Annotated in this window: 24 protein-coding genes and 1 tRNA gene; 14 read left to right on the top strand and 11 right to left on the bottom strand. The window is 63.2% G+C overall.

What is annotated here, in order from left to right; translation table 11 throughout:
• A partial coding sequence (locus tag L6637_RS36800; RefSeq protein WP_237861278.1) for a hypothetical protein occupies window positions 1–360 on the top strand: 360 nt, incomplete at its 5' end.
• Between the two features lie 122 nt (window positions 361–482).
• Here the strand turns inward: L6637_RS36800 and L6637_RS36795 are convergent.
• Window positions 483–890: a response regulator gene (locus L6637_RS36795; protein WP_237861321.1), complete on the bottom strand. Its 408-nt coding sequence runs from the start codon at window positions 888–890 to the stop codon at window positions 483–485.
• Window positions 891–1,404: 514 nt separating this feature from the next.
• On the opposite strand from L6637_RS36795, the gene L6637_RS36790 reads away from it, so the two are divergent.
• From L6637_RS36790 to L6637_RS36775, 4 genes are all read left to right on the top strand, one after another.
• Window positions 1,405–2,115 carry a Crp/Fnr family transcriptional regulator gene (locus L6637_RS36790; RefSeq protein WP_237861277.1) on the top strand — a complete coding sequence of 237 codons (711 nt, stop codon included), beginning with the start codon at window positions 1,405–1,407 and terminating at the stop codon, window positions 2,113–2,115.
• A 194-nt stretch (window positions 2,116–2,309) separates the two neighbouring features.
• On the top strand, window positions 2,310–3,005 hold the full coding sequence (locus tag L6637_RS36785) for a Crp/Fnr family transcriptional regulator (RefSeq protein ID WP_377803212.1): 696 nt from the start codon (window positions 2,310–2,312) through the stop codon (window positions 3,003–3,005).
• A 180-nt stretch (window positions 3,006–3,185) separates the two neighbouring features.
• A complete protein-coding gene (locus L6637_RS36780; protein WP_237873766.1) occupies window positions 3,186–3,599 on the top strand; it encodes an Hpt domain-containing protein in 414 nt (137 codons plus the stop codon).
• Between the two features lie 97 nt (window positions 3,600–3,696).
• Complete coding sequence (locus tag L6637_RS36775) at window positions 3,697–3,945, top strand: hypothetical protein (protein WP_237861273.1); 249 nt, start codon at window positions 3,697–3,699, stop codon at window positions 3,943–3,945.
• Between the two features lie 48 nt (window positions 3,946–3,993).
• Here L6637_RS36775 and L6637_RS36770 read toward each other — a convergent pair whose 3' ends face one another.
• Window positions 3,994–4,614 (bottom strand): LuxR C-terminal-related transcriptional regulator, encoded by a 621-nt coding sequence (locus L6637_RS36770; protein ID WP_237861272.1) that lies wholly within the window; start codon window positions 4,612–4,614, stop codon window positions 3,994–3,996.
• Window positions 4,615–4,954: 340 nt separating this feature from the next.
• Here L6637_RS36770 and L6637_RS36765 point away from each other — a divergent pair, with 340 nt between their 5' ends.
• Together L6637_RS36765 and L6637_RS36760 are read left to right on the top strand one after the other, a co-directional pair.
• Complete coding sequence (locus L6637_RS36765; protein ID WP_237861271.1) at window positions 4,955–6,118, top strand: hypothetical protein; 1,164 nt, start codon at window positions 4,955–4,957, stop codon at window positions 6,116–6,118.
• Between the two features lie 699 nt (window positions 6,119–6,817).
• Window positions 6,818–8,032: an EAL domain-containing response regulator gene (locus tag L6637_RS36760; RefSeq protein WP_237861270.1), complete on the top strand. Its 1,215-nt coding sequence runs from the start codon at window positions 6,818–6,820 to the stop codon at window positions 8,030–8,032.
• A gap of 10 nt (window positions 8,033–8,042) precedes the next feature.
• Here the strand turns inward: L6637_RS36760 and L6637_RS36755 are convergent, their stop codons facing one another.
• Window positions 8,043–8,903, bottom strand: coding sequence for a DMT family transporter (locus L6637_RS36755; protein ID WP_237861269.1), 861 nt, complete (start codon window positions 8,901–8,903; stop codon window positions 8,043–8,045).
• A 109-nt stretch (window positions 8,904–9,012) separates the two neighbouring features.
• Between L6637_RS36755 and L6637_RS36750 the strand changes: the two genes are divergently transcribed.
• On the top strand, window positions 9,013–10,434 hold the full coding sequence (locus L6637_RS36750; RefSeq protein ID WP_237873765.1) for an aminotransferase-like domain-containing protein: 1,422 nt from the start codon (window positions 9,013–9,015) through the stop codon (window positions 10,432–10,434).
• On the opposite strand, the gene L6637_RS36745 is transcribed toward L6637_RS36750, so the two are convergent.
• From L6637_RS36745 to L6637_RS36725, 5 genes are all read right to left on the bottom strand, one after another.
• A complete protein-coding gene (locus L6637_RS36745; RefSeq protein WP_237873762.1) occupies window positions 10,431–11,024 on the bottom strand; it encodes a GDYXXLXY domain-containing protein in 594 nt (197 codons plus the stop codon). The genes L6637_RS36750 and L6637_RS36745 overlap by 4 nt on opposite strands.
• The gene (locus tag L6637_RS36740) at window positions 11,021–12,292 is read right to left on the bottom strand and encodes a DUF2157 domain-containing protein (RefSeq protein ID WP_237873761.1); all 1,272 of its coding nucleotides are present in this window, start codon (window positions 12,290–12,292) and stop codon (window positions 11,021–11,023) included. Before L6637_RS36740 ends, L6637_RS36745 begins: the two co-directional genes overlap by 4 nt.
• Before the next feature lie 86 nt (window positions 12,293–12,378).
• Window positions 12,379–13,359: a Bug family tripartite tricarboxylate transporter substrate binding protein gene (locus L6637_RS36735; RefSeq protein ID WP_237873759.1), complete on the bottom strand. Its 981-nt coding sequence runs from the start codon at window positions 13,357–13,359 to the stop codon at window positions 12,379–12,381.
• A gap of 22 nt (window positions 13,360–13,381) precedes the next feature.
• The gene (locus L6637_RS36730; RefSeq protein WP_237873757.1) at window positions 13,382–15,022 is read right to left on the bottom strand and encodes an FAD-dependent oxidoreductase; all 1,641 of its coding nucleotides are present in this window, start codon (window positions 15,020–15,022) and stop codon (window positions 13,382–13,384) included.
• Between the two features lie 271 nt (window positions 15,023–15,293).
• Window positions 15,294–16,433 carry an FAD-dependent oxidoreductase gene (locus tag L6637_RS36725; RefSeq protein WP_237873755.1) on the bottom strand — a complete coding sequence of 380 codons (1,140 nt, stop codon included), beginning with the start codon at window positions 16,431–16,433 and terminating at the stop codon, window positions 15,294–15,296.
• A gap of 273 nt (window positions 16,434–16,706) precedes the next feature.
• On the opposite strand from L6637_RS36725, the gene L6637_RS36720 reads away from it, so the two are divergent.
• Together L6637_RS36720 and L6637_RS36715 are read left to right on the top strand one after the other, a co-directional pair.
• Window positions 16,707–17,057: a hypothetical protein gene (locus tag L6637_RS36720; RefSeq protein WP_237873753.1), complete on the top strand. Its 351-nt coding sequence runs from the start codon at window positions 16,707–16,709 to the stop codon at window positions 17,055–17,057.
• Between the two features lie 243 nt (window positions 17,058–17,300).
• A complete protein-coding gene (locus tag L6637_RS36715) occupies window positions 17,301–18,050 on the top strand; it encodes a XamI family restriction endonuclease (RefSeq protein ID WP_237873752.1) in 750 nt (249 codons plus the stop codon).
• A 332-nt stretch (window positions 18,051–18,382) separates the two neighbouring features.
• Here L6637_RS36715 and L6637_RS36710 read toward each other — a convergent pair.
• Together L6637_RS36710 and L6637_RS36705 are read right to left on the bottom strand one after the other, a co-directional pair.
• A tRNA-Ser gene (locus L6637_RS36710) sits at window positions 18,383–18,472 on the bottom strand.
• A gap of 474 nt (window positions 18,473–18,946) precedes the next feature.
• Complete coding sequence (locus L6637_RS36705; RefSeq protein ID WP_237873750.1) at window positions 18,947–20,110, bottom strand: ROK family protein; 1,164 nt, start codon at window positions 20,108–20,110, stop codon at window positions 18,947–18,949.
• A gap of 331 nt (window positions 20,111–20,441) precedes the next feature.
• On the opposite strand from L6637_RS36705, the gene rplU reads away from it, so the two are divergent.
• From rplU to L6637_RS36690, 3 genes are all read left to right on the top strand, one after another.
• The gene (gene rplU, locus L6637_RS36700) at window positions 20,442–20,828 is read left to right on the top strand and encodes a 50S ribosomal protein L21 (RefSeq protein ID WP_237861258.1); all 387 of its coding nucleotides are present in this window, start codon (window positions 20,442–20,444) and stop codon (window positions 20,826–20,828) included.
• 102 nt (window positions 20,829–20,930) lie between these two features.
• Entirely contained in the window at window positions 20,931–21,200 is a 270-nt protein-coding gene (gene rpmA, locus L6637_RS36695; protein WP_092234086.1) for a 50S ribosomal protein L27, read from the top strand.
• Window positions 21,201–21,332: 132 nt separating this feature from the next.
• Window positions 21,333–21,926 carry a GNAT family N-acetyltransferase gene (locus L6637_RS36690; RefSeq protein ID WP_237873748.1) on the top strand — a complete coding sequence of 198 codons (594 nt, stop codon included), beginning with the start codon at window positions 21,333–21,335 and terminating at the stop codon, window positions 21,924–21,926.
• A 3-nt stretch (window positions 21,927–21,929) separates the two neighbouring features.
• On the opposite strand, the gene L6637_RS36685 is transcribed toward L6637_RS36690, so the two are convergent.
• Window positions 21,930–22,844: a DMT family transporter gene (locus L6637_RS36685; RefSeq protein WP_237873746.1), complete on the bottom strand. Its 915-nt coding sequence runs from the start codon at window positions 22,842–22,844 to the stop codon at window positions 21,930–21,932.
• Window positions 22,845–22,975: 131 nt separating this feature from the next.
• Here L6637_RS36685 and L6637_RS36680 point away from each other — a divergent pair, with 131 nt between their 5' ends.
• Complete coding sequence (locus L6637_RS36680) at window positions 22,976–23,458, top strand: MaoC family dehydratase (RefSeq protein ID WP_237873745.1); 483 nt, start codon at window positions 22,976–22,978, stop codon at window positions 23,456–23,458.
• Window positions 23,459–23,528: the final 70 nt, after the last annotated feature.

Below are 23,528 nucleotides of genomic sequence, written 5' to 3'. Positions count from 1 at the left end.
CTTCACCAGCTGATTGTCGACGGTGTCCAGGCTCTCGCTGGTCTCCGTCAGAAACTCCCGCAACAGATCATCCATGAGCAACGCCTTACTGAGCTTGACCTCGACGCCCGGAATCGGCGGAAGTCCGCTCCTAGATCGTTAGACAACCCTTTTCACGGTCCCGTTAATTTCATCCTCCGTGCTAATACGGATATTGAAGAGAAATTTGCGGTTCGACTGCGTGCGACAGCGGTTTTCGGCAAATCCCGAACCCAGCTTCAACCCGGAAACGCGATAGGTAAACGCGGAGATAACGGCGTCACGACGGACGCAAAAAATCCCGGCGATGTCTTCGGGATGCGTAAGGGCCGCGCCAATTGAATCAAATCACCGGCGATCGGCATTGCATGTGCGACCGTCGGTCAATGTGCCGACGACATCAGCACGACCCGCGCTCGCGGTAAACGGACTCTTACCCGCCGGGCGTTGCGAACAATAACGCACTAACCCAGCCGCGCAGCGGCGGCATGGTGCTCGGCGAGACAGTCTCTGATCGCTGCCAGCAGCGCATCGGGCGTGAACGGCTTGCGCAGGCAGCGCGCCGCGCCGAGCTCGAGCGCCATCCTCAGAAAGTCGGGCGCCGGCGAATTCAGATCTGCGAAGGCATAGCCGGACATCGCGATCAGCGGCGTTGCGGGCGCGCAGTCATGAAACAGCCGGATCGATTCAAAGCCGCGCATGTGCGGCATGAAGATGTCGACAATCATCAAGTCGAACTGTTCGTGCTCGATAGCGCGGAGCCCCGCCTCTCCGCCGTCCGCAATCGTCACCCGAAAATTGTTTCGCTGGAGATAGATCTCGATGGCCATGGCCACCATTGGGTCGTCGTCGACAACGAGAATATGACGCAGACTTTCTGTCATCGTTTGAATTTCCCGCTTCGGCGATTCAATAATTGAATCGTGGCGCACGCCGTTCTCCTCTCGCTTGTATTGAAATCGTGATGGCCGCGCGCGCGGCCGGCCTCGCGCAACATGCGAACGGGATGAAGGCGATAGCTGTGGCCAGGCCACGCGATGGCGCGAAGCAATGTCCGACGGCTGAAAAGAATCGGCGAACGAGCGAAACAGCATGGACGGGCGAATATCCGATGGAAGGGCGGATGCAGTCGCTGCCGTCGGTTGCCCGTTTCCGGCTCATGAGGCCCCCTGCCACACTTTCCCGGGGCGAGACGCAGGACTGGCTCGCCGGGTGCGCACGAATCAGCGCGCAGTTCTTATTTCCGCCGCAAATGCGGCAAGCTGTCTGCCCTCCAACAGGTATATGGACAGCAACGCAACCATTACAATATATTTTAGTCGGCGCGCAACTAGATGTCGAGGGCCCGACGCCGACATCTCATAGCCTGCGTTGGATTGCTTTGACATGACCGCGAGCGGCCGACCGCCCAACCAGCTGCTGCAAATGCTCGACACAGCAAGCTTCGATCTGTTGCGTCCTCACCTCGTCACGATTGAATTGGTCAGAGAAACTGTCTTGAGCCAAGCGGATGTGGCGTTGCGACATGTTTATTTTCCGCACGACGGAGCCGTATCGATCGCAGTGAGCCTCTCCGAAGGACAGATCATCGAGGTGGCGATGATCGGACGCGATGGCGTCGTCGCCGGCGGCGCAGCCCTCGCCGATGGAATCGCAGTGTCAGATGCCGTCGTGCTCTTCCCGGGGGCCGCATCCGCCGTTGAAATCTCGGCGTTTCGCAACGTTGCCGCTGCGAGTGTTCCATTTCGCGGCCTGGTGATCAGGCACGAGCAAGCCCTGTTCGCGCGCGCACAGCAATCCCTGATCTGCAATACGCTGCACCCTGTCGAAGCGCGGCTGGCGCGCTGGTTGCTGCGCGCCCACGATCTCTCCGACAGGGAAACTCTGCCGCTGACGCAGGAAACCTTGGCCCAGATGATGGGCGTACGACGTAATGCCGTTTCACTGGTCGCGCATGCGCTGCAGCGCGCCGGAATCATCCGCTACAGCCGGGGCCAGATCGAGATCACCGATCTGCGCGCCCTGCAGGCCACGTCCTGCGACTGTTATTTCGCCGCGAAGACCGATCACGCGCGGCTTTTGGGACTACCGCCATGATGCCGACGACGACTCCGCGCCGGTATTCTGGAGTGCACACAAGGCAACGAAGAAACAAAAGGTCGCACAGATCCGTAATGTCCGCGATTGCCAACTTGTCCCCCTGGGAACAAGATGGAACTTGTTATTAAGCGAGGAATAGATTTCGAACAGAGATTGTTTGACTGACGAGACGGGAGGCAGCCTTGGAAACGATAGTGCGCCCATCCAACGGGTTCCTGTCGGCGCTGTCGACAGACGATCATGAACTGATCCGCCCATATCTGCGCACGGTCGATCTTCCGCATGACGCCGTGCTGGTCGAGACCGGCGAGACACTCAAGCGCGCCTACTTCCCGCACCGCGGCGTGATCTCGCTGGTCGTGAAGCTCGCCAAGGGCGAGCATGTGCAAGTCGCCATGATTGGCCGCGACAGCCTGCTTGGCGCACTCTCGACCATGGGCGATGCATGCGCGCTGAACACTGCTATCGTGCTCATTCCCGGCGTCGCATCGGTGATCGACCTCGACCGGTTGCGCATGGCGGCTGACCGGAGCTCCAGCCTGCGGACGCTGCTGACGCGCCATGGGCTCGCAGTCTACGCGCAGGTTCAGCAGACCGCCGGCTGCAATGCGGCGCACCCGGTGGAGTCGCGGCTCTCCCGCTGCCTGCTCCACACCCATGATCTGTCGGGCGACTATCGGCTGCTGCTGACGCAGGAGGCCATGGCGCAAATGATCGGGGCACGGCGCAACAGCGTGTCGCTGGTCGCCAATACCTTGCAGCAGGCCAATTTCATCCACTACAGCCGCGGACACATCCAGATCCTCAATCTGGAGGGGCTGCGCCAGGCGGCTTGCGAATGCTACGCCACGGTCAAGGCCCAGTACGATCGGCTGCTCGGGCCCTGACGGCGGGCCACCGGCGCCGGCGCTGCCCATGGTAAAGCGGGTGCTTACAGCGACCTGCAAACACAGCGCGTCTCGTCACCAGAACTGAAATCGGATTGGCGTAGATGTTCCCGGACGCCTCGCGCCGCCCAGCACCGGGCTAGGATCACCCGCGAGGCGCAGAACGGGGACCGGGACAACATGATCGACGCCGCTTTCGCCCCCGCGCATGGCGCGCTCGACGCCGCGCCGTTGCGCGAGCCTGAACTGCTGCGCGAGCCTGAACCGCTGCGCGAGCTTGGCGCGTTCGACGCGCTGGTGCGCGAAATCGGCGAGGACGGCGCCAGCGAAGTGCGCGCGGTGTTCTGGAACGAGACCATCGCGCGGCTCAAGCTGTTTCACACACTGGCGCTCGACCAGCACCGGGCCAGGATCGGGCGCGAAGCGCATTCACTGAAGAGCACCGCCCGGACGTTTGGCTATCTTCGCCTGGCGAGGCTGGCCTCGCTGCTGGAAAGCACGGCCAGCGCACTCGGCAATGCCGAATTTGACGATCTTCTGCAGCAATTGGATGCGGCCTTTGCTGGCGCAAAGGCGCAGGAATCGCAGGATTGACGGTCCCCGGACAGCCCCGCCGTACTTATACGGTTTGCAATTTTCACAGATGACTAATCATAGGTGGCGATAGTCGCCGGAAACCAGGAGGGTTTCCATGTTCACCTATGAGACCGCGGATCAGAAAGAGGTCCGCCGCTTCCGCATCGCCCAGTTCAACGGCCGGATGGCCACGGTGAAGGCGGGCGAGTCCACGGTGACGGGTTTCGTCCGCTCGGTGCTGGAGCAGGAAGCGACCATCCCGCCGCGCTGGACCATCACCATCATCCCCAATACGCCGAAGGAAGAGCCGAAGATGCTACGGCCCAATTCGCGCGTGCGTCCCTTCGCGGAAGATTATTTCTAAAGCGGGAAAAAAGTCATCGCGCCTCGGGCTGCCCGCAAGACGATGGCTTCAATCGATCGAGTGCAACAGCGCTGCGCGGACGAGGTCGGCGGTGTTTCGCGCGCCGAGCTTGCGCATTGCTTCGGCCCGATGGCTCTCGAAAGTGCGTGGGCTGATCTGCATCCGCAGTGCGCCCTGCTTGTTCGAAAAACCTTCGCTGATCAACCTCAGGACTTCGCGCTCGCGCTTGGTCAGCCGCTTGCCCGACAGGCTCGAGAGCTCGGAAGCCGCCTCGCGCGGTGCTTGCGGCGCGCGGCCGGCCTGCAACTCGGTATCCTCGGTCATGGACGGAGCGGGCAAGCCGGTCTTGTGCGAGCCGGCGAGCTGCTTGACCAGACCGCAAACGCGCTCGGTCTGGGCCAGCGCGTTCTCGACCACCTGCTGCAAATAGGCGCGGTCGCTCGAGACGGGCGCAAGCTGATCGCTGTGATGCTTGATTTCGCCCATATAGAGCAGGAGCGCGGTCAGGGGGCCGTTGAGCTCGCGCGCGATGGCCGCGGCCATCTCGTCGGCCGCCTTGGCGCGGGCGGCATTCAGACGGACGAAATCGAGCTCTTCAGGCGCAGAAGTGCTGCTTTCGAACCTTTCCGACGGCCGCGAATCAGCAACCGTATCGTTCTGTGACCCCATGTGACTCGTTTAGCGGAACCCGGGGCAGTCTGTGGTTAACTTTCTGCTCCGTAAGACTACGGTGAATTTGTCAGTTTTGGGCCGGAATACCGGCGCAGGCACAATTTATGCTTGCGACGCGCCCCTTGAGCCTCCGTAAAGGTTGCTGAACCTGCCTAAATCATAGGCAATTTCCAAAGACATCCTTAACGAGAGCAGCGCTGGTCGATCCCCAAGGTCCCGCATTTTACGGATAAATTAACGGCAGCTTGCTTCTCTGTGTCACAATTGAGAGCGCGCAAATGCCTCCATGCATGGGGCCGGCAGGGCCTGCTGGAAACGCTGCAAGAGACTGCGTGCAATGGACGAGATCGACCAGCTTTCGGAGTTCCTGCAGAAGCTGACGCCGTTGTCGCGCAGCTGTCTGCTGAGCGAGCTCGAGCGGCTCGAAGCTTGCGGCATCGACATGCCGGGCTCGGCAGAGATCCAGGCCAAGCTGCGCGCCGAATTCCGCAAGGATGGATCGACCCAGGCGCGCGCCACCAATCCGTCGCGCTACTTCTTCGCGCCACTCGAACTGCTGCTGATCGACGGCGCGCCCGAGCACGCCAATGCGGGACGGATCTCGCGCAACACGCTCACCCCGATCTGGGAATGGATCTGCCGCGACCTGCTACCGACCATGGCGCGCGACTACGTCAAGGCAATCAACGACCAGGTTACCGCCAACAATCCCAAGGAAGTGCTCAAGATCGCGACGATCTTCCAGGGCAAGGTCGTCAAGGTGCTCGAGAACACGCTTGCATCGGCGGAGAGCACCGAATTCGCGCGCGCCAAGCTCGCGCAATACACGGCCTCGCGCACCGCCTTCGACGACGTGAAGAAGATGCTGCAGGTGCTGCGCGCCGGCGACGCGCTGCCGAAATTCGACGCGAAGCTGCCCGACACCATCACGAAATTCGACGACGGCCAGGTCGCGCAGATCACCGCGCGACTAGACGCTTTCAAGAAAGCCAATCCCGAAGCGCTGCCGTTTGCGCTCGCGTTGGTGGCGAGGCGTCTGAAGACGTTCTGGCGGCTCATATACCTTGCGACCAAGGCGGCCGCGAGCAAGAACGCTGACGAGGTTGCGACGTCGCCCTACGCGTGCGTCGTTCCCATGGTGCTCGACCGGCTCGACGACAAGCGGCTCGCGCTGCGGATCGCGCTCCGCCATAACCGGTTCCTGGTTGCGCGCGACCTGCTCACCGAAATCTACGACGCCGAACATTCGCTCAAGATCCGCATCGACGGCATCGAGCGATGCGAATGGGGCGTCCGGCTTCAGCAATTGATGGACGCAATCGCCGCGCTGGTGGCGGCCGAGGTCAGCCGCTTCCCCGCCAATGTCGGTCACATCCTCGGCTCGCGGCGGCTACGCAGCCAGGACACGTTGGGCGGCAAGCTGAGCTATCTGGCCTGGAAGGGCCGCGACGCCGTGCAGGACGGCGCGGCGGCGTTCCGTAAATTGATCGGGGTGACTTGATTCCTCGAGATTCTATTCGGGCGTGTGCGGCAGCGTCAGGAAGCGATCGAGAAATCGCCCCGACATCACGAACCTGAACCACCAATAGATCATCCGCCGCATCGACATAGCTGCAATCCCTGACAGCCCACCACCGGCTGCGCGCAGCAATAGCGCAAGAGCAGCATCAGACGTGTGAGGTGCTTCACACTCGCCCGCGGTCAGACCAGGCGAGTTTGTCGCATAACCGTCACGCGCGACGGCGGAACACGCGCGCATCGCGTGAAAATGAATTCGCGGACCGGGCGTGGCTGAGCGAGGTCAATCGCATCGTCGAGAATACGGCGTGGGGTCCGTACCGCACAGAATTCTATCCGACGTATGACTATGAACCGGCCGGCATGGCCTAACACGACAAAGCCATGGCCAATTGAGGCCGGCATTATTCAATTGGGCGAGGTGCGCATTGGCTTCGTCCAATTGCAGGACACCGACTGCGCGCAACGACGATCCGCTCCTCGCAAGCTTTCACCGGATTCAGCGCGCACCGGCGTGCATCGCGCAGGCGGATGTAAAAACTTCTCGAAGAGAATCCGAACAATTTTACAAATGTTGCGGGCTTTAACGTTACCCGGATAATTCAACATTCGCGTGAAGCTCTCCATATTTTGACGCCCCCCATCCCGTTAACACACCGTCACGGAACGGGAGTGGTCTGAGATGAACGATGGGATTGGTGAGCTCGCCGGCAGGAGGCTAAGGACCTTCGGACGGCGGAAGATGATGCCGCGCGCGTGCGTCGCCGACAGCAAGCGCCATCTGCGCGCCTTCATGAGCGAGGTGCTCGAGGATCTCGGCTTCGTCACCAGCGAATGCAGCGGTGCGAGCGAGCTGCAGACCATGCTGGCCTCCGAACTGCCGGACCTGATCCTGCTCGGCATCGCCGCCGACGGTATCGAGCCCGGCCAGTTCCTGGAAATTCTGGTGCGCGAAGGCTTCGACGGCAAGGTGCTCGCTGTCGGTGCGCGCGACTCGATCATCGTGAAGGCCGTGCAGCAGGTCGGCGAGGAATACGGGCTTTCGATGCTGCCGCCGCTCACCACGCCCTTTGCCGCCGACACGCTGCGTGAGCGTGTCGCAATGCTGCTGCCCGAGGAGCCGGCCCCGAGCCCGGCCGTACATGTCGGCGAGGCCCTGCATGCGGGCTGGCTCGAGCTCTGGTACCAGTCGAAAATCGACGCGCGCTCGCTGGTCCGACGTGGCGCCGAGGCGCTGGTGCGAATGCGCCACCCGACCTGGGGCGTGGTGCCGCCGGCCTATTTCATCCCGGAGGAACACGATCCGCATTTCCGCGATTTGTCGGAGTTCGTGATCGAGCGCGCCCTGCAGGACTGGCACTATCTGCTGGAGCGGCAGAGCGCGGTCGACCTCTCGATCAACTTGCCTACGCCTTACCTCAAGGAGCCGCAGGCCGTACGTGATCTCTGCCGCCGGATGCCGATGCATCCCGCCTTTGGCGGGCTGACGATCGAGATCGCCAGCAACGAGGCGATCCATGACCTGCATTTCCTGACCGAGATCGCGCGCGAGATGAGCTTCCACAATATCGGCCTGTCGGTCGACAATCTCGGCGCCAATTGGCCGGAGCTGATGGGGCTGGACAAGATTCCCTTCATCAAGCTGAAGGCCGACCGGCAATTCGTCACCGGCTGCGCCGATGACCGCCTGAAGCGCACGGTGTGCCGTCACATCGTCGAGCTCGCGCAGGGCTACGGCGCGCGCGCCGTCGCGGAAGGTGTCGAGAGCCGGGCCGACCTGATGGCCGTGAACGAGCTCGGCTTCGACCTCGTGCAAGGCTATCTGTTCGGCAAGCCGATGCCGCTGAAGAAGTTTGCCAGAAGCGCGCTGACGCGGACGGTGATGGGACAGGAGTGAGACGACAGCCTCACGCGTATCGCCGCGCGAAAAAGACGCAGACGACCACGAGCGCCGTCGCGGCGATCATGCTCCATGCGACCGGCTCATGCAGCAGGAAGCCTGCCAGCGCGAGCCCGAAGAACGGCTGGAGCTGTTGCAACTGGCCGATGCGGGCGATGCCGCCGATCGCGAGGCCGCGGTACCAGAAGATGAAGCCGACGAACATGCTGAAGATCGAGACATAGGCGAGCCCGATCCAGGCGGGCAGACCGACGCCGCTCCATGCCGATGGCCAGGTCCAGATCATGACAGGCAGCATCAGCGGCAGCGCCAGCAGCAGTGCCCAGGAGATCACCTGCCAGCCGCCGATGCGTCGCGACAGTGCCGCGCCTTCGGCATAGCCGAGCCCGCACAGCACGATCGCGGCGATCATCAAGAGATCGCCGGTGAGCGAGGCCGAGCCGTCATTCGACAGCGCAAAGCCCGCGACCGTGGCGCTGCCGAGGATCGCGAACAGCCAGAACAGCGGACGCGGCCGCTCGCCGCCGCGCAGCACGGCGAAGATCGCGGTCGACAGCGGCAAAAGGCCGATGAAGACGATCGAATGCGCCGAGGTGATGTGCTGAAGCGCAAGCGCGGTCAGCAAGGGGAAGCCGACCACGACGCCGATGGAGACGATCACGAGCGAGGCAAGATCCTTCCGATGCGGCCACGCCTGACGCACCAGGCCGAGCACGGCCGCACCGATCAGCGCGGCAATGATCGCGCGCGCCGAGGTCAGGAACAGCGCGGAGAAGCCGCCGACTGCGACGCGCGTCGCCGGCAATGAGCCGCTGAAGATGATGACGCCGAGAAGCCCGTTGCCCCAGCCGCTGGCCGCAGATTGCATGTCCGTCTGACCCTTTTTGGGCGGTGATCCTCGGCCCGCGCCGATGGCAAAACCAGTGACAATCCCATACAATCTGGCAAAACTGTATGGGTATGGAAGGTCATACACCTTGGATGGCGAGGCGCAGACAAAGGGGCGCGGCGGGACGCGCACCATCGATGTGATGAGCGCGATCCGCGCCAAGGTGGCCGGCCGCGCGCTCAGTGCCGGCGACCGCCTGCCATCGATCCGCAGCCTCGCCGCGGCGATCGGCGTTTCGCCATCCACTGTGGTCGAGGCCTACGATCGCCTCGCCGCCGAAGGGCTGATCCGCGCCCGTCGCGGCTCGGGCTTCTATGTCTCGCCAACGGTCACGTCGCCGCTCGCCTTGACCGAGGACGAGCCGCGCTGCGACCGGGCCGTCGATCCGTTCTGGGTCTCCAGGCAATCGCTCGATGCCGATGCGAGCGTGCCGAAGCCCGGCTGCGGCTGGCTGCCGCCGGAGTGGATGCCGGAAGCGGCGCTGCGGCGTGCCACCCGCGCGCTTGCCCGCAGCGACACCAGCGTGCTGACGAACTACGGCTCGACTTCCGGCTCTCTCACGCTGCGCCGGCTGCTGCTCACGCGCCTTGCGGAAGACGAGATCGAGGCCACGATCAATCAGCTGATGCTGACGGGCTCCGGCACGCAAGCCACCGATTTGATTTGCCGCTTCATGCTTCGTCCCGGCGACACCGTGCTGGTCGACGATCCCTGCTATTTCAACTTCCGTGCGCTGCTGCGCGCACATCAGGCGAAGATCGTCAGCGTGCCCTACACGCCGTCGGGCCCCGATGTCATCAGCTTCGAGCAAATCCTCGGAGCCGAGCGGCCGCGGCTCTACATCACCAATTCAGCGCTGCACAACCCGACCGGCGCGACGCTCTCGTTTCAGACCGCGCATCGGCTTCTGACCGCGGCCGCCGCGCACGATCTCACCATCATCGAGGACGATATCTTTGGCGATTTCGAGCCGGAGCGATCGCCGCGCCTTGCGGCGCTCGATGGATTGAACCGTGTGATCCGGATCGGCAGCTTCTCCAAGACACTCTCGGCCTCGGTCCGCTGCGGCTACATCGCCGGGCGGGCCGACTGGATCGAGCATCTCGTCGACCTGCAGGTCGCAACCAGCTTTGGCGGCCCGAGCCCTGTCGCGACCGAGATCATCGCAAAAGTTCTGGCCGGCGGCAGCTATCGCAAGCACATGGACGAACTCCGGCAAAAGCTCATGCGCAGCCGGCGCGACGTCGCACGAAAACTTCAGACACTGGGCATCGAACCCTGGCTGATGCCGCGCGGCGGCTTCTTCCTGTGGTGCCGCCTCGCCGATGGACAGGATGCCACGGCCGTTGCCCGCGCCGCGCTCGAAGAGGACGTGGTGCTGGCACCGGGCAATGTGTTCAGCGTGGCGCAGACCGCGCAGAACTTCCTGCGCTTCAACGTGGCGCACATGGACGACCTGGGCATGTGGGACGTGCTGCGGCGGGCGCTGAAGGCACAAGCCAGCCGCTAATACCACGGCTCCTCATAGATCGGCTCGCCGTCGAGCAGCAACCGCTTGATGGCGGCGCGGCCTGAGGGCAGCACGGCGGCGACGACGCGCAGCTTCTGCTGGTTGCGGGCTTGCTCGAGCGTCTTGCCCTCGCCTTCCGGCACGAAATAGCTCTCAAGGCCGTATCTGATCGTCAGCTTGTCGCAGAAGATGCGGCCGTTCGAACCGCAGGAATAGGTGACACGGCCGCGGATCAATATTTCGGGCGCCGTGACGGCGACAGGCGCGGCATGCACCGAGACGGCCTGATAGAGGCCGTTGGCGTCAGGCGCCAGCTTGACGAACACGACGGGATTGCGTTCGGCAGACGGCTGGCCGGCGAGTGCGCCTGCCGGCAGTTGCGTGATGTCGTAGCCGAGCGTGACGTAGTCGCCACGCAGGAGATCACGCGGATCGAGCGGCCGCGTCTGCAAGGTGACCTCGCGCCCCTCGCGCAGGATCTGCATCCGATCGGCAACCATCAGGACGAGCAGCGCGCATTGGACGAGGATCGCAACACCGAACAGCACGGCTTTCGGGATACGCTGCCAGAATGCGGTGAGCTTCATCATCGCCCGGCCCTCGGCAGCATGCGATTGAGCGCGGTTGCGAAGACGACAGCAATGACACCGGCCGCCGCCAGGAAGGCCGAGCGGCGCAGCAGCGAGCCCTTCACGGCCCACGTGATGCCCGCGATGACGCCGGCGATGCCGAGCCAGCCGGCAACGATGCGCGGACTGACATCATCGAGCACGCCCGAGACGACGAGGCACAGCATGGCACAGAGCAGTGCGGCATAGGCGAACCAGGGCTCTCCGGCTGCGGATACCGGCCAGATCGGTGCGGCAACCAGCACAAGGCCGATCGCACATGCGGCGAGGATTTCACCCGCGCGCCTTGTGACGCCGGCGGAGGCGAGTGCAAGAACCACGCCCGCAACCCCACACAGGATTGCCCAATGCGGCTGGGCTGGCACCGTGCCGGTTCGGAAGCGGATGATGTCGTCAATCGTCATCACCTCCAGGGAGGCAACGGCGGCCAGCGAAAACGCGCCGTAGATCGACAGGACGCTCCCAAGCCGCTGCGCCCTGGGCGACGGCGCAGCCGCGATCGCGAGGCCGGCGCCGAACAGCAGCGCCGCACCGTCAGCCAACAGGAACGACGGCTGCATCCCGTCGAGATCGAAGCGAATCGACGTGGCGACCCACCACGGCAGCATTGCTGATGCAACGAGATGGGCCGCGACGCGGGAATTCCAGGCAAACGCCACAGCGGCGGCGATCAGCCAGACCACCAGGAACGGAAAATGCAGGACATCAGGTGCATCGTAGACGCGCATGCATGTCCAGAAGCAGGCGGCGACCAGGCCGACCGCTAGCGCGCCGCGCGAGCCGGTCAGCAGCGCCGTCGCGAATGCGCCGATCGACCACAGCAGCATGCCGCCGGCAAAATCGTCGCCGAGATGGTACATCTGGCCGACCAGCGCGATGCCCGCGCCGAAGACGATGGCGCCGATGCTTGCGCAGAGATCGGCGAGAACGCTGCGGCCGGTCGCGGCGAACCACGCGCCGAGACCGCCGGCGACGATCATGCCCGCCAGCAGGATCGCAAACCGCAGCAGGCGCGCGATCTCCGTCCAATGCGCGGCGACGAAAGCCAGGAAGGCGGCCGCAATCAGCAAACCGCCGACGATGGCAACGATCACCGCGATATTGATACCCGGCGAGAGCGGCGGCAGCGCGTTGCGGATCGAGGCGGAAGCGGCCGGCGCGATGACACCTTCGGCTTCCCATTGCGCAAGGTCAGCTTCGAGGCGCTGCCGGTAGGCCTTGTCAAACATGGTCGTGAATCACCTGGCTCTCTGCCGGACGCGGCTTATTGGTCGGATCGCGCCGGTGACAGGTTCAACCTATCACCGCCCCTCGCCTAGTTTGCCTTGATGCCGGCCTCGGTGATGAGCTTGCCCCATTTCGTGCTTTCGCTCTGGATGAAGCGGCCGAACTCCTCGGGCGAATTCGGCGCGGGCTCTGCGCCGAGGGTTCGGATCTTCTCGGCCACATCAGGGTCTTTCAGGGCTTTCGTGAAGGCTTGGTTCAGCCTGACGACAATGTCGGCAGGCGTGCCCGCCGGAGCCACCAGCCCGAACCAGCCGATGGATTCGAAACCGGCAAGGCCGCCCTCGGCAAGGGTCGGCACGTTGGGCAGCGAATCCAGGCGCCGTCCCGCGGAGACACCGATCGCGTTGAGCTTGCCCTCGAGGATGAGCTGCCTCGACGCGGGGATATCCAGCACCGCGAAGGGGATATGGCCTGCGAGGACGTCGACGGTTGCCGGCGCGGTCCCGCGATACGGGATCAGCTCCATGTCGACCCCGGCCTTCTGCATGAACAGCGCGGCCGTCAAATGCATCGCCGTCGAATTGCCGCCATGGCCGATCGACAGCGCGCCCGGCTTTGCCTTCGCAAGCGCGACCGTCTCCGCAACATTGTGCGCCTGGACACCCGCCGAGGAGACCAGCACGAAGGGAATTTCCGCAAGCAGCGTGATCGGCGTGAGATCCTTTGGATCGAACGGCATCGACGAATTGAGATGCGGGTTCACCGTCAGCGCGCCCGCCGGCGCGACGCCGAGCGTGTAACCGTCGGGCTTGGCCTGCGCGACCGCCGCCATACCGATATTGCCGCCGGCGCCGGCGCGGTTCTCGATCACCAGGCTTTGCTTGAGCTCGGCGGTGACCACGGGCTCGAGCGCCCGGATGACGGTGTCGGCGCTGCCGCCGGGCGGAAAGGTCACGATGATCTTGATCAGCTGCTCGGGATAGGCCGCGTCAGCCGCCTGCAGCGGCAGCGCGGCGAAAGTCGCCGCGGTCAGCACGGCCAGTATGTGGCGCCTTGCAATGTGAAGCACGTATTTCCTCCCTCGTTCTTTTTTATGCCGCCGCGCCGGTGAGACGCGCCAGCAGGCCGCGCGCATCTTCAGGTGCCGCCTGCCCGCGCCAGGCGATGTGCTGATCGGGCCTGACAAGCACGAGCTTCTCGGCATAGGCGCCGCCAGCCTCGTCAGGCGCGACGTCGATCAGCGCCAGCGGAATGCGGCGCGCCTCTGCGGCGGACTGCAATGGCCCGACATCGATCGCCGGGTCGAACCGCAGCAGATTGTAGCCGGTTCCGAATGCGTCGTAGAGCGATCGTCCGTCGCGCAGGAAGAAATGCGGCGCGCGGGCGCCCGGCACGGTGGAGGGCGTGAAGCTGCCCATCGCATAAGGCGGCGGCGTCTCGCCGTCATAGGCAATGATCGGCGAGGCGTCGTAGTAATAGCCGAAGTTCAATCCGGCGCAGCAATATTGCTGCACGTTGAGATCGTAGGCCGCCTTCGCGAGCGTCGCGCGCGCCGCTTGTCCGCGCGGCGTGTCGTCCTCGATCTCCGCGGAGACGCCGCCGCGCTGCGCCATCATCTTCATCGCATGGTCCATCGCAAAGCGCGACACCTGGTCGGTGATGGGCTGGCGCTCGGCCTCATAGGCGTCGAGGATCGCGGCCTGCGCCCAGCCGTTCAGATGCGCCGCCAATTGCCAGCAGAGATCGACGGCATCGGCAATGCCCGCATTCATGCCGTAGCCGGCATAGGGCATCCACAGATGCGCGGCGTCGCCGCAGATGAACACCCGGCGATCGCGGAAGCGATCGGCGACCAGCCGGCGCCCGACCCAATCCTCCTTGCTGAGGATCTTGTACTCGAAGCGCGCGTCGACGCCGAGAATGGCGCGGATCGACCAGTCGCGGTCGACCGAATCGAACTCGGGCTCGTCGGGCTTGAGATGATTGTGGATCAGCCAGCGGTCGTGACCGTCGATGGCAACCGTGGTGCCCGAGCGCCGCGGGTTGAGCGAGAGCACCATCCAGGCCTTGATGTGCGCGCCCATCAAATCCTTCAGCTGCGGCGCTTCGATGAAGGTCGACTGCACGCGCTGGATCACAGGCGTTCCGGACAGGCTGGCCCCGATCGCCTTGCGGACCAGCGAGCGGCTGCCGTCGCAGCCGATCACAAAACTCGCTTCGATGCGAAAAGTCTCGCCGCTGTCGAGGTTGCGCGCCTGCGCGGCGACATGGTCGTTGTCCTGCGCGATGTCGATGATTTCCGTGCGCGCAAGAATGGTGATGCGCGGCTGGGCAGCGGCGTGGCTGAACAGGATCGGTTCGAGATAGACCTGGTTGATCCGGTGCGGCGGCTCCGGCGTCGGCCACCAGGTGTCGGGGCCGCCGGTGGCGCTGTAGCGCCGTGCGCGGGAGGGAATGTCGATGCGGCAGAGCTCGATGCCGGTCGCCGTGGTGCGATAGGAGCAATCGTTCGGGAAGTCCGCGGGCAACCCCGCATCGCGCAGCCTGGCGGCGACGCCGAGCCTGCGGAAGACTTCCATCGAGCGCGCCGAGACGTGATTGCATTTGACGTTGGGCGGATCGCCGGCATGGCGGATCTCGGCGACGATGACGTCGATCCCGCGCGAGGCCAGATCCATCGCCGCGGTCAATCCGACGGGGCCGGCGCCCACGACCAGGACCTGTGTCCTCATATCAGTCTCCATTCCCTCGCGCGGCGGTCTTGGCCGCCTGCACGCATTTCAAAGTCGAAAACAACCCCATGCACAGTAGCCAACCTACGTCAGGTCAAGGACTTTTGCACACAATTGCGGAATTCCAGAAATTTCGCTTGTTCCGTCGGGCAAAACAGGTGCATGATGGCATCATGGCAGGAGGTTCGACAGGCAGGGTTCCGGCCCGAGTCTCTTGAGGGCGTTTGGTGCGCGTTCTTGTGCACCGTCACCGTAGCATCCCAGCATCCGCTCAGGCGAATTGAGAATATCGGGACAGCTGAAAGAAGGGTTCTGCCTGGTAGGACGGATCGGTGGCGAGGCGGGCGAGCCTTTGCCCGATGGCGGGCGCGAACTTCGCACCATGGCCTGAACACGCGGAGCAGACGATCAGACGGGACTCCGGCCAGCGATCGATGATGAATTCCTCGCCCGCGTCTCGCCTGATGTCGGCAGGCGCGGTGTTGGTGTAGAGGCAGACGTCGCGATCGATGATGGGCCCGGCCGCGCCGGGGACGAGCGCGGCCAACGCTTCGCCGATGGGGCGGAGCTCGGCATCGCTGGCCTGCGGACCCCAATCGTCGGGGCCGACCACGGGCCCGTGGTTGTGAGGCGCAGCCTTGACGCCGCGCTGTTCGAAATCCGGAAAGCCGTAGACCATGTCATCAGGACCTCGGTCCAGAATGAAGATCGGGAAACGACCTGAAACCACAGTGTCGGGGCTAGCAGGCTTGAACCAGCCGACCGCCTGTCGGGTCACGTTGAGCAGCGCGGCGAGTTGCGGGAGGGCGCGACCGAGCCATGGGCCCAGCGCCAGGATCGCGCGCTCGGCGAAGAACTCTTGCGTGGCCGTGCGGATCGACACGCCGTCGTGGTGCGGCGTGAAGCTCGCGCGTTCCAGAATCACGCGGTTGCCGGCGCGTGCGCGCATCAGTTTCATGACTGTAGCGGTGTGCAGGATCGCGGCACCGTCCTGGACGACGACGTCCCAGTCGTCGGGCAGGTTGAAAGCCGGAAATTCCTTGTTCGCGACAGCAGCGGTCATCTTCGGATCCGGACGCCCTTTCGCGATCGCGGCCGCGCGCGAGGACGCCACCATGGCGGAGCCGGGGCGGCCGGCCTCCAGAATGGGGGTTTCCGTCAGAACCGTTTGACCGCTTTCGGTCTGCAGCCGGATCCAGCCGGCATGAGCCTCGTCGCTCAGGCTGGTGTAGTTGGGGTTTTCGAAATTGAAGCGACGGAAAATGCGACATGAACCATGCGACGAGCCTCGATCCGAACCTGCTGCGACCGGGTCGAAGCCGAGCGCATCGACGCCGGCATCCAGCAATGCGGAGAGCGCCGCTCCGCCCATGAGCCCCAGACCCAGCACGGCGACTTCGCATTTTCGCATGAAGGCCTCGCGAGCGATGCTACGACGCGGAGATCATCCTGATGATTTCGCGTGTTGGCAAGGTTTATGGGGAGCGATTGCGGCCGGCATCGACAACGCCGTATCGGGTCAACGGGGCCGCATCAGCGCCATCAGGTCTGTTCCTGTCGTCGACCGCCTGCTCGCGGCAACCGCGTTGACGCAGGATTGCACTAGCGAGCGCTCCGTCCAAGGAGCCCGGGTTGTTGAAGGTGCCCTATATCCCTGATAGCGTGTCGAGATCGCAGCGAAGCGATGCGCACGCACACTATTTTTGACATTCGCTCGCATTGGCAGGACCAGGATCAGAAATTCGTGGATATCGTTTTCGGCGAAAATTCTAACACGATTGCAGCGCGCTCATTGCAAGATGCACTGAGGAAGCTGGACATATCGGGCACCCTGTACTTAGGTTATCCAGTCCTATCAACGGCTGACGCGAAGGTGTTTGTTGACGCTCTCCTCGTGAGCCGGTCACACGGCCTTATCGCTTTTGATCTTTCGTCGCACGTTGAGCCTCATCCAAGTGATGAACAAATCGCAGACATCACGGAACGGCAAAATCAGATTTGCCTCCTGATCTTCAGAAAAGTCTTGTTGCGGTGACCAGACGCGGCGTTGAGGCTAAGGGTACTAAGGGCAAGAAATGAGTGTCGAAGCGCTATGTAGGCGTGTCACTGATTTTGGCTTCCAAATGCTCGCTAATGATTTTGCGCTAGATGCCCGTCAACATAAGATAGAACGTCTTTCGGCGAGCCAAAAGACGCTTATGTGGGTCAGAAATCCACTGAACCCGTTAATGAGCGGAAATCCCGCGCGATTAGCACATGGGACAAGGTAGAGCCCGAGGTGCGTGCAGCCCTGCAATCCACTAAGAATCTCAGAGAGATTAGCGGAACGGCCCTAATCGACGACAAGAAGCTCTGGCAAATTCTCCGATACATATGTGCGCCCCGCGTCAGCGAAGAGGACCTCTGGACGCTCGTGGGCAAGAAGTTCAAGACGGTGCCTCCAGCCGTCGCCGACAGCACCGCCACGACGTTTACCGAACTCGTCGATGCGAAGCGTTTCCCTTGGGTGGTTGGCGAGCGGGAGCCGAGCGTTGGAGAGGTGGAGGCCTCGGTGTTGGCCACCACGACGCTTCTAGCGCACGAGGCATTGGGGACGACCCGTCGAGGAAGCGCGTCAAGGCTTCAAGAGGAGCAAGTCTCGACCGCGCTTATTGCGGCGGGACTTAAACTAGATGAGTCGCGCAAACCCTTGGTTGCCCTAGATGAGCTAACGCGCGGTAGCTTTTCTCGCGAGAGAAAGGTGGGCGGTGCAAAATGCGACGTTCCGATACGGCTCAGCGATGGACGCTTGCTCGCTATCGAGTGCAAGGTTTCCAATGGGCCGAAGAATAGCTGGAAGCGCTTGCAACGCGAGGTCGGCGGCAAAGCAGACACTTGGAAACAGGCCTACGGCGGACAAGTCATAACTGGTGCGGTGCTTGCCGGGGTGTTCGATCTGAAATGCCTCGTTGACGCTCAGAACAAGCAGAACGTCGCATTGTTCTGGCAACACGACTTGAAGCCCCTCATTACATTCGCAAAGGCCTGATCCCGTTCACGACGAGCTATGCAAAACGGAATCGCCGCGATTCCCAAACGTGCATTGTGTAAAGCCTAAATGGACGTTTGCCGGTGTAGGTCAGTCACCGACGCGCTTTAGAGGGACTCGGAGAAAATCCGTTCTCCGGGCTTCACCCAGGCCTCTGTTCAACAAGGATGAGAATTGTTGCGACCGCAGAAGCTCGGAAAGACAACCGAGTTTTCGTCTAGTTTGTAGCCACGGTCGGAGAGAATTCCCAAAACGGGCCGCCCGCAAAAGACCGGCGCTTTCGGGTGGACACCCGCATTTCAAGCCACCGAGGTCAACCGTGCAGACCTATATGGCGGAGAGGGAGGGATTCGAACCCCCGATAGGCTTGCACCTATGCCGCATTTCGAGTGCGGTGCATTCAACCACTCTGCCACCTCTCCTGAAGGTCGCCATAGTGAGGCAGGGCCCCTGTGGTTGGGGGCGTTCATAGGCGAGGATGGCGGGCCGGGCAAGGCGCGAAAGGGGAAAATCGGGGGGTTGTTTTGCGGCTTTCGGGCTGGAGGCGGGTCCGGACGATGGAAACTCGGTTCCGGATTCATGTTTCGACGCGCTTTCTCGGGGCGCGCGCCGCAACGGGACAATCCCCTAGAGGAAAGAGCCCTCACCCGCCGCGCGCGGGACGATGCTTTCGCATCGCCCCGGGGCGCGTCGGCCTCTCCCGCAAGCGGGAGAGGCGAAGAAAGAGAAAACGGGGTGGGACCGCCAGACGCGGTAAACACTGGCGGTCCCGTGCCGCTCATCGAAATGCTGGCCAGGAAGGGCGGCTTCGCAGGCCTGCGTGAGGCGACGATTCGACCGTAACGTGCAGGCGGCGGCCCGCAACGCAATCCGGTCCTTAACCTAACCGGTCAAGGTTACTCCTTGTCGGATTTGCCGTTCTCTTTGTTGTTTTCCTTGGCCTTTTTCTTCCCGTCCGCGGAATCCCGGTCCTTGCCGTTATCTTTACCTTGGCCGCTGTCCCTGTGGCGGTTGGTGAAGCGCGCATTGCCGAGGCCGGTGCCGATGGTGAGCACGCCCCAGCGATCGACGTCCTGCATGAACGGCACCTCGGAGAGGCCCTGAACCACGCCGTCATTGTGCATCAGGATCGCGGTGTCGTGCTCGCCGATCGCAGGGATGCCCTCGATCAAGCTCGCCGGCAGGTTGAATTTGCTGCTCTCCCAATTGCCGGGCAGATTCTGCGCGCCTTTTTCAATGGACCCGTCCGCGTTGATGACGCCGGGACAGGCGATGCCGATGAAGGGCGCGAGCTTGAAGCCGTCTTTCTCGGCTTCCGTGATCAATCCCTTCAGCATCTTGGTGAGCCGCTTCACCGCGCCCTCGCGCGTCGGCTCGTCGTCGGCGTGGCGCCACAGCTCCGACTTCACGACCTTGGCCTTCGAGAGGTCTTTTGCTTTTTTCCAGCCCGTCTCCACCAGGCCGCAGCGAATGTTGGTGCCGCCGATATCGACCGCAAGGATGCTGTCATAGGCCTCGAAAATCCAGGACGGCGCCAGATGCAGCGCGCCGATCAGGCCGGCCTCGTCCGGATGATGCCGGATCGGCACCATGTCGATCTTGAAGTCTTCGGCCTTCAGGATGATCTCGGTGCGCGCGATCGCGAGCTCGCCGAGCCGGGAATCGCGGAAGCCGCCGCCGACCACGATGCGCTCGGTCTTGGCCCAGGCTTTCGTCTTCAGGAAGCGGCGGGTGACGTAAGCGAGCTCCTGCGCGAACTCCTCGATGGCGCTGTGCACCACGGCGGAGGCCTCGACGTCGTCGCTGATCAGGATCGCATCCAGCGTCTTCTTGCTGATGCTCTCCGACGGCTCCTTGCCGAACGGGTCCTCGCCGGTCTTGCGCAGCGGCTTGCGCCAGCGGTCCAGGATTTCGCGGAACGCGCCCTTGCTGGCGCGGTCGCCGAGAAAACCGTCCTCGTCCTTGATCTCGATGTTGAAGCTGTCGATGTCGACCGACGGCAGCCGCTCGGCGCCGTGATGGGCGATGCCCGTCGTCTTGACCAGTTCGTCCGTTGCCATGGAAGCCCTTGCCCGAATGCCAGATTGCGGGGGACTAACCGTGCGGGAACCCGTTGGTTGCAACGCGCACCGAGATTCAGGTGGGCTTGCGGAAATGGCCCCAAATCCTTCAAATCCGGGCTCTTTTCGGCTGATTTCCTTGACTCTTCGCCCTATCAGGCTATAAGTCCGCACAACCGGCGCGGGGCGTTTCTCGCGCCGCATGTTTTTGCGTGGGTTTTCAAGGGGATAACTCCCGCCCGCACAAGACGCATAAACCCTTAGCGACTGACAAAAAGCCGGCCCCTGACTGATGTCATGAGGCCGGGATTGAACACGAAGGAAAAAAACGATGTTCGCAGTCATCAAAACCGGCGGCAAGCAATACCGCGTCGTGCCGGATGATGTCCTGGAAGTTGGCAAGATCGAAGGCGAAGTCGGCTCGATCGTGCAGTTGAATGAAGTTCTGGTGCTCGGCGGCGACACGCCGGTGCTGGGCGTTCCGACGGTGGCCGGCGCCTCCGTTGCGGTCGAGGTGCTCGACCACAAGCGCGGACCGAAGGTCATCGCGTTCAAGAAGCGCCGCCGCAAGAATTCGCGCCGCAAGCGCGGCTATCGCGACGAGATCACGGTCCTGCGCATCTCCGAGATCCTGGCTGACGGCGCCAAGCCCACCAAGGGCCCGCGTCCGAAGAAGGAAAAGGTTGCCAAGGAAGCGGCAGCGGAAGCTGCCGAGTAACGGAAACCGATCACGCCCATTCACGAATTGAGGCGTGAGACGTTTTGAAATGATTCCGTCAAGGAATTGACCTAGAGATACGCAGGATTTCGGAGACGAGCCATGGCTCACAAAAAAGCAGGCGGTTCATCGCGCAACGGTCGCGATTCAAAGGGTAAGCGCCTTGGCATCAAGGTGTTCGGCGGGGAGCGCGTGATTCCCGGCAATATCATTGCGCGTCAGCGCGGCACCACCTGGCATCCGGGCCTCAACGTCGGCATGGGCACTGACCACACACTGTTCGCCAAGATCGAGGGTCGTGTTGAATTCCAGGCCAAAGCCAACGGCCGCACCTTCGTAGCGGTACTCCCGCTCGCAGAGGCTGCTGAATAGACGGTGGATCATTTGGAGTCCGCCGGGTCCTTGACCGAACCGGCGGAGTTCCAGAGATCGCAAGATCGAAGGCTCCAGGGGAGGCAGGGAAACCGGCCTCCCCTTTCGTTTGTGACTTTGACGGAGCCGGACATGTTGCAGGACTTTTCGAGCGTGACCTTAGCCGAGGCGAGACCCAGCGTCGTCGCCACCGAACGGCTGACCTTGCGGCGGCCGACGCTGGCCGACGTCAACACCATCGCCCGCCTCGCCAACGACCGCCGTGTCGCGGAGAACACCCGCCGCCTTCCCCATCCCTATTCGCAGGACGATGCCATCGAATTCGTGCGCGCCACTGCCGAGCTCGGCAGCGAGAGCGTGTTCCTGATCGAGCACGACAGCGGCCCGGTCGGCATGGTCGGCATCGACCGCTCAACCCCTGACAATGCCGAGCTCGGCTACTGGCTCGGCGTCGAGCATTGGGGCCAGGGCTTTGCCACCGAGGCCGCGCGCGGCGCGATCGACTTCTTCTTCGAGGAGTTCGAGGACGATCACCTCTATGCAGGGGCGCGCGTCACCAACCCCGCCTCGCGCAACGTGCTGGAGAAGTGCGGCTTCCAGTGGAGCGGCGTGCAACTGCACCGTTTCCTGGCGCTGGGCTCGTCGACGCCGGTCGACTGCTTCCGCCTGTCACGCGGCGTGTGGTCGTCGCTGAAGAGCTGGAGCAGCGCGCGAAGGATGAGGTAGGGACTACGCTGGCGGGGTCACGTCTCCGCTCGCGCGGCCCAGATCGCGCTCACGCAAATAGATGTAGAACCCGGCGCCGATGATGATCGCGGCGCCGACGATGGTGGCGATTTGCGGCACGTCGCCGAACACGACGAAGCCGAAGATCACCGCCCAGACGATCATCGAATATTGGTAGGGCACCACGACGCTCGCCGGCGCGAGCTTGAGCGAGCGGTTGACGCAGAACAGCGCCGTCACCGAGATGCACCCCGCCAGCGCGAAGAACACCAGGCTGCCTGGCGTCGGCGGCACCCAGTGGAAGGCCGAGAGCACGGCGCCCAGCGAGAGCGTGCCGATGAATTGCGAGGACGCCATCACGATGTCGGGCGTCTTGCGCAGGCTGCGGGTGATCAGCATCAAGGTTGCGAAGGAGAGGCTGCCGCCGAGCGCGATCAGCGCCGGCAGGCTCACCATCTGCGCCGACGGCCGCAGCGCGATCAGCACGCCGCAGAAGCCGATCAGGATCGCGGTCCAGCGCCGCCAGCCGACCTTCTCGCCCAGAAAGATCGCCGACATTGCGGTGACGAAAATCGGACCGGCGAGATAATAGGTGACGACGTCGGCGAGCGGCAGATAGACCGTCGCCAGGAAGAAGGCGGCGACCTCCAGCGTCGACAGCACGACGCGAAACAGCTGCAGAAGCGGCCGCTCCAGATGCAGGAACAGATGACGCTGCCGCCAGATCATCGGCGACAGCAGCAGCAGCGCCGCGCAAGCGCGCAGGAACAAGAGCTGCCCCACCGAATACGTCCCGACCAGGAATTTGCCCGTGGCGTCGCCGAACGAGAACATGAAGATCGACAGCACCATGAGGCCGATGCCGGCGAGGCGCGCCGAGCGGTCGTCATAGGCGGAGAGATTCTTGAAGAAGGGCATCGAGCGCCGTTTTAATGAAGCAGACGGCCGCGACAAGCCCGCGCAAGCCGAATTGAACGGATTGTCGCACCCTTGGCGTCGCGGTAGCGATAGGCGGTCCGCGAACAGAGAGCCAAGAAAGAGCTTTAGTCATGACCGACTTCGACCCGGCTCAACACCGCATGATCACGGCGCAACGCTGGTTTGAGGATTTCGTGGTCGGCGAACGCTTCGTGCTGCCGAGCCGGACCCAGACCACCGCCGTGTTCGCGGCCTTCCAGACCGCGAGCGGCGACACCCACCCGGTGCATTACGATGTGGAATATTGCCGCGCCCGCGGCATGCCGCATCTGCTCGCGCACGGCTTCCAGACGCTGATCCACACCGCGCCCGGCGCCGGCCTGTTTCCGTTCATGGTCGAGGAGTCCCTGGTCGGCTTCCTGGAGCAGTCGAGCCGGTTCCTCAAACCCGTCTTCGCCGACGACACGATCTACCCGGCGCTCGAGGTCACAGAACTCGCACCTGGCCGCACGACCGGCACAGTGACGCTAGGGAGTACCGTGTTCAACCAGCGCAAGGAGCTGGTGCTGGAGGGCACGCAGAAATTCCTGATCCGGCGCCGGCCGGCTGGTTAAGCAACCGCCGAAAATCGCTGAAATTTCGGCCGATTTGCGGGCAAACCCGGGTTGCCGCGGGTGTCAGGCT

The organism is Bradyrhizobium zhengyangense (assembly GCF_022012435.1).
In the GTDB taxonomy this organism is placed as follows: Bacteria; Pseudomonadota; Alphaproteobacteria; order Rhizobiales; family Xanthobacteraceae; genus Bradyrhizobium; species Bradyrhizobium zhengyangense.
Note: the sequence above shows the minus strand (reverse complement) of the source record. Positions and strands in the feature narration are given on the sequence as shown.

Bases quoted from the DNA above. Each gene is read 5' to 3' on its own strand.
- L6637_RS36790 (WP_237861277.1), top strand. From the start codon at position 1,405: ATGACCGCGAGCGGCCGACCGCCCAACCAGCTGCTGCAAATGCTCGAC.
- L6637_RS36780 (WP_237873766.1), top strand. From the start codon at position 3,186: ATGATCGACGCCGCTTTCGCCCCCGCGCATGGCGCGCTCGACGCCGCG.
- L6637_RS36775 (WP_237861273.1), top strand. From the start codon at position 3,697: ATGTTCACCTATGAGACCGCGGATCAGAAAGAGGTCCGCCGCTTCCGC.
- L6637_RS36770 (WP_237861272.1), bottom strand. From the start codon at position 4,614: ATGGGGTCACAGAACGATACGGTTGCTGATTCGCGGCCGTCGGAAAGG.
- L6637_RS36765 (WP_237861271.1), top strand. From the start codon at position 4,955: ATGGACGAGATCGACCAGCTTTCGGAGTTCCTGCAGAAGCTGACGCCG.
- L6637_RS36760 (WP_237861270.1), top strand. From the start codon at position 6,818: ATGAACGATGGGATTGGTGAGCTCGCCGGCAGGAGGCTAAGGACCTTC.
- L6637_RS36755 (WP_237861269.1), bottom strand. From the start codon at position 8,903: ATGCAATCTGCGGCCAGCGGCTGGGGCAACGGGCTTCTCGGCGTCATC.
- L6637_RS36745 (WP_237873762.1), bottom strand. From the start codon at position 11,024: ATGATGAAGCTCACCGCATTCTGGCAGCGTATCCCGAAAGCCGTGCTG.
- L6637_RS36740 (WP_237873761.1), bottom strand. From the start codon at position 12,292: ATGTTTGACAAGGCCTACCGGCAGCGCCTCGAAGCTGACCTTGCGCAA.
- L6637_RS36730 (WP_237873757.1), bottom strand. From the start codon at position 15,022: ATGAGGACACAGGTCCTGGTCGTGGGCGCCGGCCCCGTCGGATTGACC.
- L6637_RS36725 (WP_237873755.1), bottom strand. From the start codon at position 16,433: ATGCGAAAATGCGAAGTCGCCGTGCTGGGTCTGGGGCTCATGGGCGGA.
- L6637_RS36720 (WP_237873753.1), top strand. From the start codon at position 16,707: ATGCGCACGCACACTATTTTTGACATTCGCTCGCATTGGCAGGACCAG.
- L6637_RS36705 (WP_237873750.1), bottom strand. From the start codon at position 20,110: ATGGCAACGGACGAACTGGTCAAGACGACGGGCATCGCCCATCACGGC.
- rplU (WP_237861258.1), top strand. From the start codon at position 20,442: ATGTTCGCAGTCATCAAAACCGGCGGCAAGCAATACCGCGTCGTGCCG.
- rpmA (WP_092234086.1), top strand. From the start codon at position 20,931: ATGGCTCACAAAAAAGCAGGCGGTTCATCGCGCAACGGTCGCGATTCA.
- L6637_RS36690 (WP_237873748.1), top strand. From the start codon at position 21,333: ATGTTGCAGGACTTTTCGAGCGTGACCTTAGCCGAGGCGAGACCCAGC.
- L6637_RS36685 (WP_237873746.1), bottom strand. From the start codon at position 22,844: ATGCCCTTCTTCAAGAATCTCTCCGCCTATGACGACCGCTCGGCGCGC.
- L6637_RS36680 (WP_237873745.1), top strand. From the start codon at position 22,976: ATGACCGACTTCGACCCGGCTCAACACCGCATGATCACGGCGCAACGC.